Source organism: Paenibacillus sp. FW507-14B1B, assembly GCF_058781425.1.
Genome location: NZ_JBYSWS010000002.1, coordinates 1,151,235 through 1,166,589, shown reverse-complemented (window position 1 = coordinate 1,166,589; position 15,355 = coordinate 1,151,235). Strand labels below are relative to the sequence as shown.

General features: G+C 43.5%; 14 protein-coding genes and 1 riboswitch. Of the genes, 12 read left to right on the top strand and 2 right to left on the bottom strand.

Features of this window, described 5'->3' with window-relative positions; translation table 11 throughout:
• Positions 1-2 precede the first annotated feature (2 nt).
• From modA to AC3WJJ_RS13930, 8 genes are all read left to right on the top strand, one after another.
• Positions 3-815, top strand: a complete 813-nt coding sequence (gene modA / locus AC3WJJ_RS13965) for a molybdate ABC transporter substrate-binding protein (RefSeq protein WP_492541474.1) — start codon at positions 3-5, stop codon at positions 813-815.
• A complete protein-coding gene (modB, locus tag AC3WJJ_RS13960) occupies positions 812-1,498 on the top strand; it encodes a molybdate ABC transporter permease subunit (protein ID WP_492541472.1) in 687 nt (228 codons plus the stop codon). The genes modA and modB overlap by 4 nt, the downstream gene beginning before the upstream one ends.
• 43 nt (positions 1,499-1,541) lie before the next feature.
• Positions 1,542-2,426, top strand: a complete 885-nt coding sequence (locus AC3WJJ_RS13955; RefSeq protein WP_492541470.1) for an ROK family protein — start codon at positions 1,542-1,544, stop codon at positions 2,424-2,426.
• A gap of 255 nt (positions 2,427-2,681) precedes the next feature.
• The gene (locus AC3WJJ_RS13950) at positions 2,682-3,959 is read left to right on the top strand and encodes a Gfo/Idh/MocA family protein (protein ID WP_422657971.1); all 1,278 of its coding nucleotides are present in this window, start codon (positions 2,682-2,684) and stop codon (positions 3,957-3,959) included.
• 113 nt (positions 3,960-4,072) lie between these two features.
• Positions 4,073-4,768, top strand: a complete 696-nt coding sequence (locus tag AC3WJJ_RS13945; protein ID WP_492541468.1) for a response regulator transcription factor — start codon at positions 4,073-4,075, stop codon at positions 4,766-4,768.
• Positions 4,761-5,768: a sensor histidine kinase gene (locus AC3WJJ_RS13940; protein ID WP_492541466.1), complete on the top strand. Its 1,008-nt coding sequence runs from the start codon at positions 4,761-4,763 to the stop codon at positions 5,766-5,768. The genes AC3WJJ_RS13945 and AC3WJJ_RS13940 overlap by 8 nt, the downstream gene beginning before the upstream one ends.
• 98 nt (positions 5,769-5,866) lie before the next feature.
• On the top strand, positions 5,867-6,628 hold the full coding sequence (locus tag AC3WJJ_RS13935; RefSeq protein WP_492542050.1) for an ABC transporter ATP-binding protein: 762 nt from the start codon (positions 5,867-5,869) through the stop codon (positions 6,626-6,628).
• Positions 6,618-8,567, top strand: a complete 1,950-nt coding sequence (locus AC3WJJ_RS13930) for an FtsX-like permease family protein (protein WP_492541464.1) — start codon at positions 6,618-6,620, stop codon at positions 8,565-8,567. Before AC3WJJ_RS13935 ends, AC3WJJ_RS13930 begins: the two co-directional genes overlap by 11 nt.
• Before the next feature lie 97 nt (positions 8,568-8,664).
• On the opposite strand, the gene AC3WJJ_RS13925 is transcribed toward AC3WJJ_RS13930, so the two are convergent.
• The gene (locus AC3WJJ_RS13925; protein WP_422657967.1) at positions 8,665-8,967 is read right to left on the bottom strand and encodes a DUF3055 domain-containing protein; all 303 of its coding nucleotides are present in this window, start codon (positions 8,965-8,967) and stop codon (positions 8,665-8,667) included.
• 244 nt (positions 8,968-9,211) lie between these two features.
• Here AC3WJJ_RS13925 and AC3WJJ_RS13920 point away from each other — a divergent pair, with 244 nt between their 5' ends.
• Positions 9,212-10,219, top strand: coding sequence for an HRDC domain-containing protein (locus tag AC3WJJ_RS13920; RefSeq protein WP_492541462.1), 1,008 nt, complete (start codon positions 9,212-9,214; stop codon positions 10,217-10,219).
• A gap of 57 nt (positions 10,220-10,276) precedes the next feature.
• Here the strand turns inward: AC3WJJ_RS13920 and corA are convergent, their stop codons facing one another.
• Positions 10,277-11,212 (bottom strand): magnesium/cobalt transporter CorA, encoded by a 936-nt coding sequence (corA, locus tag AC3WJJ_RS13915; RefSeq protein WP_422657965.1) that lies wholly within the window; start codon positions 11,210-11,212, stop codon positions 10,277-10,279.
• A 445-nt stretch (positions 11,213-11,657) separates the two neighbouring features.
• Positions 11,658-11,791: riboswitch (SAM riboswitch) on the top strand.
• A 124-nt stretch (positions 11,792-11,915) separates the two neighbouring features.
• On the opposite strand from corA, the gene metA reads away from it, so the two are divergent.
• From metA to AC3WJJ_RS13900, 3 genes are read left to right on the top strand one after another with little or no spacing between them, the layout of a single operon-like run.
• A complete protein-coding gene (gene metA / locus AC3WJJ_RS13910; protein ID WP_492541459.1) occupies positions 11,916-12,833 on the top strand; it encodes a homoserine O-acetyltransferase MetA in 918 nt (305 codons plus the stop codon).
• A gap of 42 nt (positions 12,834-12,875) precedes the next feature.
• Positions 12,876-14,060: a PLP-dependent transferase gene (locus AC3WJJ_RS13905; protein ID WP_492541457.1), complete on the top strand. Its 1,185-nt coding sequence runs from the start codon at positions 12,876-12,878 to the stop codon at positions 14,058-14,060.
• Positions 14,057-15,274: an aminotransferase class I/II-fold pyridoxal phosphate-dependent enzyme gene (locus AC3WJJ_RS13900; RefSeq protein ID WP_492541456.1), complete on the top strand. Its 1,218-nt coding sequence runs from the start codon at positions 14,057-14,059 to the stop codon at positions 15,272-15,274. Before AC3WJJ_RS13905 ends, AC3WJJ_RS13900 begins: the two co-directional genes overlap by 4 nt.
• Positions 15,275-15,355: the final 81 nt, after the last annotated feature.

The window sequence follows — 15,355 nt, the reverse complement described above, 5'->3', positions numbered from 1 at the left end:
AAGTGAATAGATACGTAGGAACCTTATGGACACTCATCATTTCAGTCATTATTTTGACGGCATGCATGCCTTCTACTGAAGAGAGTCTAGGAGAGAGTAAAGAGACTTCATCCAAGACTCAGCTTACGGTATCAGCTGCTGCCAGCTTGAAATCTAGTCTGGAAGAGGTAGCCGTTTTATTTCAGCAAGAGTATCCAGATATCGCATTACAGTTTAATTTTGGGGGATCAGGCTCCTTACAGCAGCAGATTGAACAGGGCGCTCCAGTAGACCTGTTCTTCTCCGCTGCAATGGAACCGATGGAGCGGCTTGTACAGAAGAGACTGATTGAGCAGGACAAGCCAGAGGTACTTCTGCACAACCGCATGGTACTGATTGCTCCGAAAGGAGACGAGCTTATCAGCAGTTTACAGGACCTAAAGAAACCTGAGGTGCGTGTTGTAGCCATCGGCCAGCCAGATACAGTTCCTGCAGGTATGTATGGTAAGGAATTATTAGAACGAACAGAGTTATGGCCCGATGTTGAGTCGAAGGTTGTTAATGCCAAGGATGTAACTCAAGTTCTATCGTATGTGGAGAGTGGTAATGCAGATGCTGGGTTAGTATATGCCAGTGATGCATTAAAGTCCCCGAATGTTCGTGTAGCGGAGGAGATAGATCCGACTTTTCATACGCCTATTCATTACCCAGCTGCGATTACTACTGTAGGTCGATATCCGGAAGAAGCGAAGAAGCTGCTTGACTTTCTGAAGTCGGATGAGGCAAGAAACATCTTTGTGAAGTATGGGTTTGTGATTCCGGAGGAAGCGGTGTGACGACGGGTGAAGTCTTTTGGCTGCCGGTATGGTTGTCTGTAAAAACATCACTGTGTTCAAGTATCATAACCTTTATACTTGGAACTGCAGCTGCTCGGTGGATGCACCGGGCAACATTCCGCGGGAAAACGGTTGTAGAAACCTTGTTGATGCTCCCCCTTGTTCTGCCCCCGACAGTTGTCGGATTTCTACTTTTGGTTATTCTAGGGAGAAACAGCTGGATTGGTTCAATAGCGGAGTGGCTGTTTGCTCAACCTATTATATTCAGCTGGTGGGCAGCTGTTATTGCGGCTGTTGTGGTTTCTTTCCCACTTGTCTATCAGACAATGAAAGTAGGATTTGACTCGATTGACCCAGAACTTGAGGATTCGGCACGTTCCATGGGCGCAGGCGAATGGCAAGTGTTTCGGCTGATTACTATGCCTCTATGCGGAAGTGCAGCTGTAACTTCCTATGTTCTGGCACTTGCTCGTGGACTTGGTGAGTTTGGAGCCACTTGGATGGTTGCAGGAAACATACCAGGTAAGACACAAACGCTGCCAACGGCTATTTATCTTGCAGTGGGGAACGGGGAGACTACGTTAGCGTGGGCTTGGACCGGTATAGTAGTATTATTCTCATGGATTTTATTAGCGTTGGCAGGAAATGGCCGTTCAGGCCGGATGGTTTCGAAGAGAACATAACAAGCAAGTAATGACACTTACACCTTGGAGAGGATGAACTGACATGATACTTGGAGCGATTGAAGCAGGCGGAACTAAATTTGTATGTGGAATTGGTAAGGAGGACGGTACAGTTATTGAACGTACAAGTTTTCCAACGACAACGCCAGAGGAAACGATGGCTCAAGTGTTTTCCTTTTTTGAAGGTAAAGGGGTAGAAGCAATTGGTGCGGGCTTTTTCGGACCGATTGACCCTGTAAAAGGAAGTCCTACATATGGCTGCATCACAACGACGCCTAAGCCTCACTGGAGTAATTTCAATGTGGTAAAAGCGCTCAAGGAGCGTTTTGATGTACCGATCGGTTTTGATACCGATGTAAACGGTGCCGCACTTGGAGAATACACATGGGGAGCAGCCCAAGGGCTGGATAGCTGCTTGTATATCACAATTGGAACGGGTGTTGGTGCCGGTGCGGTTGTGGATGGAAAGTTGATTCATGGTCTCTCTCACCCGGAAATGGGTCATATTATCGTTCGTCGCCATCCTGAGGATAAATATGAAGGTACTTGTCCTTATCATAGTGATTGCTTGGAAGGTTTAGCTGCTGGACCATCCCTTGGCAGACGCTGGGGGGTAGCAGGAGCGGAACTGACTCCAGATCATCCTGCTTGGGAGATGGAAGCTTATTATCTTGCACAAGCTCTGATGAATTATGTCTTGATCCTTTCACCACAGCGTATTGTAATGGGTGGTGGTGTGATGAAGCAGCAGCAGCTGTTTCCGCTCATTCATAAGAATTTGCAAGACATGCTGGCAGGATATGTTTCACATCCAAGCTTGAACGAGAATATTGCACAATTCATCGTTTCACCGCAGCTTGGTGACAATGCGGGTCTGTGCGGTGCACTGGCACTGGCGAAGGTGGCCGTTGATGAATCTGCGAATTAATTAGAAGATACGCTACAACGATTTACAAACATAAAACCGGTCGGAGGATTCTCGGCCGGTTTTATTTATTTTCATAATAATTTTATAGTTTTGCTAAGAACACTAGAGGGACATAGCTTTATCCATTATGTCATTTGTTTTTGGGGGTGTAATACAATTGACATTAGTCGAGAGTTCGGTTATACCATATTAAGATAGATTACTGGATGTCGTCTGAATGTATTTTGCATCTATGCCCCACAAGGAGTAATCGTTATGACTATTAAGGCTATCTTGATTGGTGCCGGTGTTCGCGGCGCTAATGTATACGCACCTTATGCTCGAAATCATCCACATCAATTACAGTTTGCAGCGGTTGCAGAACCAGACCCCGTGCGCAGAACTTCCTTTGCTGTGGATTATGATATACCTAATGAACACATTTACGAGGACTGGCGCGAAGTGCTTCAGAAGCCTCGTTTTGCTGATGCTGTATGGATCTGTACGCAAGATCGAATGCACTATGAGGTTGCCTTGATGGCGCTTCAACAAGGGTATCATGTGCTGCTTGAGAAACCGATATCCCCCTCGCCCATTGAGTGTCTGGAGTTAGAGGAAGCTGCTCGAAAAAGTAACCGCTTGCTAACGATATGCCATGTACTTCGTTATACACCATTCTGGACTGGGATTCAGAACGTTATCGAAAGCGGAGATATTGGCAGAGTTGTCGATATACAGCTTCGTGAGAATATCGGTTATGCGCATATGGCTCATAGTTATGTTCGGGGAAATTGGAATAATGCAGCTTCAGCGAGCCCAATGATTCTGGCCAAGTCCTGTCATGATCTAGATTTAATCTCTTGGCTGATGGGTGAGGAATGTGTTCGTCTTAGCTCCTTCGGTTCACTGTTCCACTTTGTTAAAGAACAAGCCCCAGAAGGTGCAACAGAACGCTGCTCAGATGGTTGTCCGCATATTAAGAGCTGTTGTTACGTAGATCAGCGCTATTATATGGGAGAAGGCCGAAGGCACGCCCAGCATTTCTCAGGTGATCTGTCGGATCAGATGATCAGACAGCAGCTGCCACATACACCGTATGGACGCTGCGTATATCATTGTGACAATGATGTTGTTGATCATCAAAATGTAAACTTGCAGTTCGGCAATGGTGCTACAGCATCTTTCTCATTGTCTGCTTTCACCCACGATAGCTCTCGCAGTGTTCAAATCTCGGGAACTCGTGGAGAAATTAGAGGGAATATGGCGAAGCAGTCGTTTACGGTTTACTCGTTCGTAGACGGAAGTAGCACGGAAATTCAGGTTGAAGATGGGGGCCGTGAAGGTACCGATCGAATGCTCCATGAATTCTGTGAGCAAGTGGAATTCTTCACGGGCAGCTCATTAACATCTGCATCAGCTTCTCTGCAGAGCCATATGATGGCTTTTGCAGCTGAGGAATCCCGATTGAATAATGGTCAATGTCTGGAGCTTGGACAGCTGATAGACCGCTATAGAGTGGAAGCTACGAAGAATTGTTTTTACTGTACCGTGTAAATGAAAGGATGCTCCACAGTCATTTCAGATGACTTCTGGAACATCCTTTTTTATATGGGTAACATAATCATGAAAGTGATCCATTTAACAATACTTAATAATGTGGTGATGATGTGTTTAAGATCATGTTAATAGAAGATGATATAAGTCTGTATACAGAAATCAATGAAAGGTTGACTCAGTGGTCTTATGATGTATATGGTGTCAAAGATTTCGGAAGTGTTCTCCAAGAGTTTACTGCGATAGGCCCAGATCTCGTCATCATTGATATTCAGTTGCCTAAATTTGATGGGTTTCATTGGTGCCGAATGATCAGAGCGCATTCCAATGTTCCGATCATATTTCTGTCATCTCGCGATCACCCGACAGATATGGTTATGTCGATGCAGCTTGGCGCGGATGACTTTGTGCAGAAGCCATTTCATTTTGAAGTGCTAATCGCCAAGATACAAGCTATACTTCGCCGTGTATACAACTACAGCACAGAACGAACGGAGTTAAGAACATGGCGAGGCGCGACCGTGGAATATGTGAAGAATACGGTCACCCATGAGCGTGGTACGGTTGAACTGACAAAGAATGAGATGTTTATCTTAAAAATACTTATTGAACGGAAGAATCAGATCGTAGGTCGGGAAGACATTATTAAGAGCCTGTGGGACAATGAACATTTCGTAAGTGACAACACATTAACAGTCAATTTAAATCGTCTACGTAAAAAATTAGAGAACATCGGACTCCACACCTATATTGAAACGAAAGTGGGACAAGGATATATGGCTACGGAAGAGGTACAGCCATATGATTAGAAAGTACATCACGGAACGCCGTAGCTGGATCCTACTGTTCATGATTCTTCAGTTACTGCTTCTGTTTGTAGCGTTTATCGACTCCTCTATTCCGCTCATGCCGATGGTATACATTATGTTTCTTTCAACACTTATCTTCATTGCTTTTTTTATAATGAGGTACCATAAAGAAACGAAGTTTTATAAAAGTCTTGAAAACTGGGATCACACCACGGGGATTGATACGATGATGGAGGCAGAGAGTCCTTTTGAGCAAATCGTCGAAACCAATGTAACATTTTTGAATGAAAGGTACCAAAATGAGGCGTCACATCGCTCTATTGAGGTGGAGCAGGAAAAGGATGAACTGTTATCTTGGATTCACGAAGTGAAGACACCCCTGACTGCGATGCATTTAATGATTGAGCGTATGCCCCAAGATCCGTTGAAAAATCAACTTCTGTATGAGTGGCTCCGTATACATCTTTTACTAGATCAACAGCTACACCAGAAGCGGATTCCTTTTATTCAGAATGATTTATATGTCGAGCTATTTCCCGTTGAGCCAATTATCTATAAAGAAATCAAGGAACTGAAATCTTGGTGTATGCAAAAAGGGATCGGCTTCGATGTGTCACTTCAGGTGACAGAAGTATTAAGTGATGCGAAATGGCTAGGCTTTATATTAAGGCAACTGCTAACGAATGCTGTAAAGTATAGCGATGCCTCTGATATCCTTATTGAAACCAGGATGGATGATAACGGTAACACGGTCTTAGAGATCAAGGATCAGGGCCGTGGGATTGATCCGAAGGACTTGCCGCGGATTTTTGATAAGGGATTTACGTCCACAACGAAGCACCAAGACCATGCTGCAACGGGTATGGGCCTTTATTTAGTGCAAAGAGTAGCGAGATCCTTATTAATCCATATTCAGGTAACTTCAGAGCTTGGAGAGGGAACAACCTTTTATTTAACGTTTCCACATAAAAACGATTTTGAGAGCATCAGAGGCATGTGACAAGAATGTCACATGCTTTTATCATTTGTTCGGAGAATCGAGGGAAATGGGGAGGAAGCTGCTTTATGATGAGAGTATGTTAAAAAGGAGTGAGCGAATTGGTAATCTTAGAAGCGAATAAAATTTATAAAAGCTATGGGAATAAATTTAACAAGCAGGAAGTGTTAAAGGGGATTGACATTACTGTTGAAAAGGGCGAGTTCGTGAGCATTATGGGTGCCTCTGGTTCAGGAAAAACAACACTGCTTAACGTACTCTCATCCATCGATAAAGTCAGTCAAGGATCGATCACGATTGAAGGCGAAGAGTTTACTCGGTTAAAAGAGAAGCAGCTAGCAGAGTTTCGAAAGCATCATCTTGGCTTTATCTTTCAAGAATACAACTTGCTAGATACATTAACGGTGAAAGAGAATGTGTTGTTGCCGCTATCTGTCAAGAAGGTATCTAAAAAAGAAGCGGACGCAAAGTTCAAAACCGTGGCTTCGGAGCTCGGCATTTATGATCTCAAAGACAAGTATCCTAACGAAATATCAGGTGGTCAGAAGCAGCGTACATCAGCAGCTCGTGCATTTATTCATGATCCTAGTATTATATTTGCGGATGAGCCTACGGGTGCGCTGGACTCAAAGTCAGCCTCAGACCTGCTCAATAAACTGAGTGATTTAAACCAAAAGCTAGCCTCCACGATAATTATGGTAACTCACGATCCTGTTGCGGCTAGTTATTGCAGCAGAGTTATTTTTATTAAGGATGGTCAGATCTACACGCAGCTTAATAAAGGCGAGGAGAACAGACAAGCCTTTTTCAAAGATATTATAAAAACACAAGGCGTTCTGGGTGGTGTTCAGAATGAACATTAATTATCTCATTTACCGCAACCTGAAAAAAAACATTAAAAATTATTATCTGTATGTATTTGCATTGATTTTTAGTGTGGCGCTTTATTTCTCTTTCGTTACCCTACAATATGACCCGGCTATGGATGAAGCTAAGGGGTCGATAAAAGGTGGTGCAGCCTTAGGGGCGGCATCGGTTCTATTGGTCGCGATCGTAGCCATCTTTCTGTTGTATGCGAACAACATTTTCATTAAACGACGCAGTAAGGAAATTGGACTGTTTCAATTAATCGGACTAACAAAAGGCAAAATTTTTATCATTCTAAGCACAGAGAACTTAATCTTATACTTTGGTTCCATGTTGATTGGTATCTTTGCAGGTTTCTCGGTATCTCGCTTGATTCTGATGGTTCTATTCAAAATTACAGGGGTGGATGCGAATGCTTCCTTACATTTTTCATCCGAAGCATTGATTCAAACCGTTATTGTATTTGCGATTGTTTATCTGCTCATTATGATGATGAATTATATGTTCATCAAAAGACAAAGTATACTATCGCTGTTTAGAACCGTATCCAAAACTCAAGCGAGAGTAAAAAAATTATCCATTATGGAAATTTTAATTGGCTTATTTGGAATCGGGCTTATTCTCTACGGTTACTATGTGTCGACAAAGCTGTTTAGTGGTGACATCACAGAGATGAACAAGTTATTTTTAAATATGATATTGATTCTTGGATCAGTTATTATAGGGACCTATTTGTTCTATAAAGGGTCTGTCAGCTTTATTTTTAATGCGATTCGTAAGAGTAAAGGCGGTTATTTGTCGCTTAATGAGGTTCTTTCGCTCTCGTCCATTATGTTCCGGATGAAATCGAATGCGATATTATTGACGGTGATCACGACGGTCTCCGCGCTTGCCATCGGCTTACTATCCCTTAGTTACATTTCCTATTACTCTGCCGAAAAATCAGCACAACAAAGCATTCCTAATGATTTTACGATTGTTCAAACGGAAGAGGGACAAACTCCGTTTACAGATGCTTTATCAGCGGCGGGTATTGATTATGATGTGGTACAGCGAAACGTGTTACACGCAGAGTTCGATCTATCACAAATTATGAATTCTAGTTTGCTAAGTTCATCGGGTGATGATGGTAAAATGCCTCTTTCTGTCGTGAGTGACAAGGAAGTCGAGGGGACTGACGTATCGCCTAACGAAACACTGTTCGCAGGATCTAATGATGCAATTCTAAAATTTATGTCGATTCAAGAAACAGGGGATATAACGCTTCATAACAGCAAACAGAAGATCCCTCTGAAATTGATAGGTATGAATAAAGAAGCTGTTGTATCTAACTATTTTAGTAATGGTAGCATGCCTACAGCGATTGTAGATGATACGGTGTATAACGAGCTTGCGCAGAACTTAAATCCGGAGATTCAGGATAAGTATTCTGTATACTTCGGGGTTGATATTAAGGATTCGTCCCAGGTTGAAGAAGCGAATAAGATTTTTGTGGAGTTAGGTCTTGAAGCGTATCGTGGAAACGGCTCCCAATCGGAGATGATTCAATATCAAAAAACGAATATGGGCTTAATGATGTTTATCGTAGGCTTCCTAGGACTTACATTCCTCATCACCTCGGGGTGTATTCTGTACTTCAAGCAGATGGATGAAGGGGAAGAGGAAAAAGCGAATTACACGATCTTGAGAAAGCTTGGATTTACACAAGGCAATCTCCTTCGGGGTATTCAGATGAAACAGATTTTTAATTTCGGCATTCCGCTTATTGTCGGTTTGTTTCACAGTTATTTTGCAGTGAAATCCGGATGGTTCTTCTTCGGTACAGAACTATGGACCCCTATGATCATGGTCATGCTTCTGTATACCGTACTGTATTCCATCTTCGGCTTATTATCAGTCCTCTTCTATAAAGGAATTATTAAAGAGGCTTTGTAGTTAAAGTAGTCTTATAAAAAAAGGAGTTGTCCCAAGAGAGAAATATTCTAACTTAGGGACAGCTCCTTGTTTTTGATACATTTTTTTGAGCAACTTATTAATCGGTAAAGTGGGCTTCTCCTAGAACGAGCGTCAGAAATTCACGTAAATCATCTGCTTCATCTGGTTTAAGATTGAAGGTTCGTTCTAAGTAATCTTCCTGCTCCAGATCATCAGCAGCAAGAATAGCAGTTCTTCCAAACTGAATATCGGTTACGAGCTTTTTGCCATAAAATAAGTTTGTTGTCGTCACAGCTAGATCAAATCGCTTGAGTGACGGGCCGATGAACGTGACGAAGCGGGTCGATGTAGACTCTGTACTATCAGATAAAAAATCAAGTTGCCGTGATTCTCCGGTCATATAGACGGGTTCACTCCTTTATTAGACGTCTGCTGTCCATTATACAAGAAAAGGTTGAGACAACCTATATAACCAATTGATTTACAACAACATAGTTGACTGAGTTACAAAATATGGTATTATGTTGATTAACAGTATAACGTTTTGTAATTAATACAAGAAGGAAGCACCTTTCTACGCTACGGCGGGAGAGGTGCTTTTTTGCGTTGTACCGTTACTTAATTAATGATTGGGGGACTAAGGAATGCAGATCGTTTTTATGAATCAATTGTCTAGAGTAAGTGAAACAAGTGAGGAACATGCAGCACAAGTGTGGATCGGGGAAGAGGAAGGTATATGGAGACTGGGGTGGCGAGATATTGAGGCTGACGGATATAAAGAGGATGAAGATTGGTACGAAGGCAGCTCGTGGCAAGAGCTATTGTGTGTCTATCGTCATCGTCTGTCGATGAAATTAAGTGAGGGATATCGCCCGGTGATTGAGGGAGTGTTCCACGAACCGGAAGATGCCAGAGGGAGGAACCATGCAGCACAAAAACTACAGTGTTACAGTGAGTTGTATGGCTCGGAGGAGCTTTACACAGAGCTATGTGCTTGGCGTAGAAGAAAAGCTGCTGCAGGCCGTAAGGCTCCTTATTTTATAGCAAGTAATCGGGTACTTCGACTTATTAGTGCTTTTGTACCTCAGACCGAGGAAGAACTCCTTCAGTTGCCGGGAATTGGCACAAATAAGGCAGCAGAGCATGGTGCCGAATGGATTGAGATGACATCTCGAGTAGAGCGAACAACCTCCTTCCCACTGGATTGGGTATTTAATGCATTAAGAGAGGATGTATTCTTATCTTGGATGTATAAACAGAAAGAGCATAAGTACAAGCAGGAGCTGGAAGATTTCCGGATGGGAAGGGTGATGCTGATGGGCATCGCTGAAGGCTTAACACTGGATCAACTCGCTGAGACAAGTGGTATGACCCGTAGAGATCTGGTTGAACAGATGGAGGGCCTAGAGAAAGATGGATATGATACGGAACCGCTGATTCAGATGGAGCTAGAGAATATGCCTGAAGGAGATCAGTTGGCGATTTGGAAGGCATTTGAGGAGCTTGGAGATACCTTTCTTAAGCCGGTGATGCACCGAGTTTATGGACAGGAGCCTGTAGTCGAGGGCGGAATGGAACCATTGTATGAACGGCTCCGACTGATCCGAATTCGATTCCGCCGACAAGCTTTTGATAAGCAGAACGCAGTATGAATCAACAAAAAACGGGTTTCTCTTCACGAATTGAAGGGAACCCGTTATTGTTAAATTTCATAGCCAATCTTTCTTGCGGAACAGATAAAACATGCCAGAACCGAGGAAAATCATAAGGCCGATGACAGCAAAATAGGAATACTTCCATTTTAACTCAGGCATAAATTCAAAGTTCATTCCGTATATACCTGTGATGACAGTTAGAGGCATGAAAATGGTTGTCATGGCCGTAAAAACTCTCATGATCTCATTCGCACGATTCGCTATACTGGACTGATATGCTTCTCGAAGGTTACTCATCAGGTCGCGGTAAGTTTCGAAGGTCTCGGATATTTTCACAGCATTCTCATATATATCGCTAAAGTACTTTTGCAGCTGATCATCGATCAGGCGTAAGTCTTTCTTATTCAGTGTATTGATCACTTCTTTTTGCGGACCAAGCACTTTTTTAAGCCACAGAATTTCACTTCGTAGACCAATAATTTCGTTCAAATGTGATTTCTTGGTATGCATTAGAATATCTTCTTCAAGCTGATCTATACGTGCTTCAATCCGGTCACCAACTGTGAAATAGTTATCTGTAACCAAGTCGATGAGAATATATAAGAATCGGTCAGGTGTGTTAGCCTCATCTTCCCAGAGTAGAGGCTTCACAGCGCGAAGTTCATGAATCTTCTGTTTCGTCACCGTAATGATAAAATGCCTGCCAAGGAAGATATTAAGAGCTCTTAGGAAGATTTCCTCATCATCAAATCGAATGCTGTTAACTACGATAAAGTAGTGGTTCTCATATATTTCAATCTTAGGACGCTGCTCTTCCTCACTCTGTGTGTCTTCTACAGCCAGATCATGCAGAGAGAAGAGAGGCTGGAGCTCCAGCAAGTCCTCTACATCAGCGTCGATCCAGTAAAATCCGTCTGGTGGAGCTATTAATGTCGTTTCAATATCGTCTACAGGGGTAAAAACACCCGAATTTACCAACCGGATTTTCATCTGATATCACTCCTTAATTCACTGCTTTCGCATTATCGAATAAAGGCATAGGGTATCAGCTTACCGGCATAGTCGTATGCGAACAAGTCACATGACTCGGCAAAAGGGTTTTAATAGAGCACACGAAAAATAACGTTGCCCGCCACCGGTAAGCTGATCTTAATCCTATGCGGTTTTGCGTCACTTACATCCAGCTTCTGGCTCGGGTCACCGTCCATCTTTCATGTCACCTCTTTCATATGGTTAATTAGCACCTGTCTAGTATAACGCTGAGGTTATTACCTTTTCAAGGTGGAATTAAGGCTTCATATGTCCTTGTACAGGATATGGAAGAAAGCGGTGAAATGTTCTTGTTTTTTAACACAAAGCTTCTTGACGAAAAAATGTTCTTGATTTAAAGTATTAATCAGCAATATTAGGAAATTTACAACTTTATACCAGCGAAATCTTATCAAGAGCAGGTGGAGGGACTAGCCCTATGAAACCCGGCAACCGGCGGCAACATCGCACGGTGCTAATTCTTGCAGGATGTATTGTGGCCTTACGTAGTAAGGATCGCTGCAGTCTGACAGATGAGAGAGGCGCATAGTTTCTGTACATATGACCTTTCTCAACAGAGATAGGTCTTTTTTGTATACCTTGGCCCTCTCTGACCATGTATTATGCAGTCTTGACTATTTATTAACCCGAAGGAGGAATAATGATGCCGATCAAAATTCCAGACACCCTGCCTGCCAAGGAAATACTTGCTGGGGAGAACATTTTCGTAATGGACGAAAGCCATGCATTTCAACAGGATATCCGCCCACTGCGGATTGCCATTCTGAATTTGATGCCAACTAAGGAGACGACAGAGACGCAGCTGCTAAGGCTGATCGGTAATTCCCCTCTCCAGGTCGATGTTGTGCTGCTTCATCCGGGTTCCTATACTTCAAAAAACACCCCGGCAGAGCATCTGGAATCATTCTACAAAACATTTGAAGAAGTCAAGCATCGCCGGTTTGATGGCATGATTATTACGGGCGCACCAGTGGAACAGCTGGAATTCGAAGATGTGAACTACTGGGATGAACTTACCGAAATTTTCGAATGGAGCAAGCAGAATGTAACTTCAACGCTTCACATATGTTGGGCAGCTCAAGCTGGTCTTTACTATCATTATGATGTGGCGAAGTACAGCCTTCCCGAGAAGTGCTTCGGTGTATTCTCTCATACGGTGAACGAGCCAACGGTTAAGCTGCTCCGCGGCTTTGACGAAGTGTTCTACGCTCCTCACTCCAGGCATACCGATGTGCAGCGAGAAGATATCAAGCGAGCAAAAGAACTTATGATTTTATCAGAATCCGAGGAGGCTGGCGTGTATCTGGTAGCCTCGAAGGATGGCAAACAGATTTTTGTGACAGGACACTCAGAATATGACTCTGATTCACTTCGGTGGGAGTATGAGCGGGATGCAGCTAAAGGGATGGATATTGCACTTCCGCGTAACTACTATCCGAAAGACGATCCGGCAAGGAAACCTCCTTCTGTATGGAGGGCTCATGCGAATTTATTATTCTCAAATTGGCTCAATTACTATGTATATCAAGAAACACCTTATGATATCGGACCACAAATATAGATAAAAAGAGAATGTACAGCTGAAGGAGGAGCAGAGAACAAGATGGAGAACAAGCATCTGAAAATTGAAAGTAGATTAGCTCAGATTGGATCAATAGAGGAGCCGGTTACGGGAGCTATTAATTTTCCAATCTATCAAGCGACTGCATTTCGTCATCCGAAATTAGGTCAAAGTACAGGCTTTGATTATATAAGAACGAAGAGTCCGACAAGAACAGTACTTGAGGAAGCGGCGGCAGCACTTGAATCGGGTGATGCGGGATTTGCCTGTAGCTCAGGTATGGCAGCCTTACAGACTGTGTTTGCCCTGTTTGGTCAAGGAGATCACCTCATCGTGTCACTGGATCTTTACGGGGGCACTTATCGCTTGATTGAGAAAATCTTATCTAGGTTTGGAGTTACGGCAACGTATGTAGATACCAATGATATGGATGCGTTAGAGCAATCAAGAACACCGAATACGAAGGCGATCATTATTGAGACGCCAACGAACCCGCTCATGATGATTACGGACATCGAAGCGGTCTGTAGTTGGGCTCGTCATCACGGAATAATTAGTATTGTAGATAATACCCTGCTTACACCTTTCTTCCAGAGACCGATTGAGCTTGGAGCAGATATCGTTGTACATAGTGCAACGAAATATCTCGGTGGACACAATGATGTTCTTGCTGGCCTGATTGTGACGAAAGGGAAAGAGTTATCCGAGGAGATTGCTTTCCTCCATAACTCGATTGGTTCGGTACTTGGTCCAACAGATTCCTACCAATTGATGCGTGGAATGAAGACGCTCGCTCTAAGAATGGAACGTCATGAAAGTAATGCAACAGCCATTGCATTGTTTCTTAAGGAGCATTCTGCGGTATCTGAAGTATTTTATCCGGCTCTTTCCGATCACCCAGGATATGAAATTCAGCAGAAGCAGTCAAGCGGAAATACAGGGATTTTCTCATTTAAAGTGAAGGATGCAAGGTATGTAGAGCCTCTTCTGCGTCATATCAAGCTGATCGCTTTCGCTGAAAGCCTCGGTGGAGTAGAGTCACTGATGACTTATCCTGCAGTACAAACGCATGCGGATATCCCATTAGAAATTCGTGATGCGGTTGGTGTGGATGACAGATTGCTTCGTTTCTCTGTCGGGATTGAGCATGTGGATGACCTGATCGCAGATCTGGATTTTGCACTGAATGCAGCAGTAGCGGAAGTTGAAGGAGGCACTGACAGATGAGTCAAGACAACCAGAATGGACAATCGAACGAATTAGGACACACTAATCGTAAGAAAGCGAACTTGGATGAGATTCGGTTTGAAACGAAGCTCCTTCACTTCGGTGGTGAGATTGATGCTGCAACGGGTGCATCTAGTGTACCGCTGTATCAAGCCTCGACTTTTCATCATGAGGACATATTTGATCCCCCGCGGCATGATTACAGCCGATCTGGGAATCCGACACGTCAGGTTCTAGAAGATTACATCGCACTGCTAGAAGGTGGTGTCCAAGGCTTTGCTTATGCATCCGGTATGGCAGCCATCTCCAGCACATTTATGATGCTCTCCGCAGGAGATCATATCATTGTAACAGAGGACGTATACGGAGGAACATATCGCCTTCTTACAAGCATCCTGAACCGTATGGGGATGGAATGCACCTTCGTTGATATGACAGATCTTGCCCAAGTTAAGGGTGCAATTAAATCAAACACGAAGGCTGTATATATGGAAACACCATCGAATCCAACGCTGAAGATTACGGATATTGGTGCTGTTACGGACTGGGCTAAAGAGCACGGTCTATTAACAATCCTTGATAATACTTTTATGACACCTTACTATCAGAGACCGATTGAGCAGGGAGTAGATATTGTTCTACATAGTGCAACCAAGTTCCTTGGCGGTCATAGTGATGTTCTGGCGGGTTTAGCAGTTGCTCGAACTGCAGAGCTGGCAGCGCAGTTGAAGCAGCTTCAGAATGGTCTTGGAACGGTTCTAGGGGTGCAAGATTCTTGGCTGCTTATGCGAGGCATGAAGACACTCGGAGCTCGCATGACACATAGTGAGAAGAGTGCGGAGAAACTGGCAGCTTGGCTTACCGGTCGTAGTGATATTAATGCGGTATTTTATCCGGGTCTGCTGAACCATCCAGGACGTGAAATTCACGAGAAGCAAAGCAGTGGTTATGGAGCAGTTGTCTCATTTGATGTAGGATCAGGGGAGCGGGCTAAGCAAGTGTTGAATGCTGTGAAGTTGCCTCTTGTAGCTGTAAGTTTGGGAGCAGTGGAGAGTATTCTGTCCTATCCTGCAATGATGTCCCATGCTGCTATGGGTGAGAAAGTGCGCCTCGAACGCGGCATTACAGATGGTCTGCTTCGTTTCTCTGTGGGTTTAGAAGATATTGATGATCTTATCGCTGATCTAGATCAAGCGCTTGGAGTTCACAGATAATCAACATTTATAGAACGGCATTCCGTTTAAGGGGATGTCGTTTTTAATTCCTTTATGTGTTACGATGAAAAAGATACTAGG

Bases quoted from the DNA above. Each gene is read 5' to 3' on its own strand.
- AC3WJJ_RS13955 (WP_492541470.1), top strand. From the start codon at position 1,542: ATGATACTTGGAGCGATTGAAGCAGGCGGAACTAAATTTGTATGTGGA.
- AC3WJJ_RS13950 (WP_422657971.1), top strand. From the start codon at position 2,682: ATGACTATTAAGGCTATCTTGATTGGTGCCGGTGTTCGCGGCGCTAAT.
- AC3WJJ_RS13940 (WP_492541466.1), top strand. From the start codon at position 4,761: ATGATTAGAAAGTACATCACGGAACGCCGTAGCTGGATCCTACTGTTC.
- AC3WJJ_RS13930 (WP_492541464.1), top strand. From the start codon at position 6,618: ATGAACATTAATTATCTCATTTACCGCAACCTGAAAAAAAACATTAAA.
- AC3WJJ_RS13925 (WP_422657967.1), bottom strand. From the start codon at position 8,967: ATGACCGGAGAATCACGGCAACTTGATTTTTTATCTGATAGTACAGAG.
- AC3WJJ_RS13920 (WP_492541462.1), top strand. From the start codon at position 9,212: ATGCAGATCGTTTTTATGAATCAATTGTCTAGAGTAAGTGAAACAAGT.
- corA (WP_422657965.1), bottom strand. From the start codon at position 11,212: ATGAAAATCCGGTTGGTAAATTCGGGTGTTTTTACCCCTGTAGACGAT.
- metA (WP_492541459.1), top strand. From the start codon at position 11,916: ATGCCGATCAAAATTCCAGACACCCTGCCTGCCAAGGAAATACTTGCT.
- AC3WJJ_RS13905 (WP_492541457.1), top strand. From the start codon at position 12,876: ATGGAGAACAAGCATCTGAAAATTGAAAGTAGATTAGCTCAGATTGGA.
- AC3WJJ_RS13900 (WP_492541456.1), top strand. From the start codon at position 14,057: ATGAGTCAAGACAACCAGAATGGACAATCGAACGAATTAGGACACACT.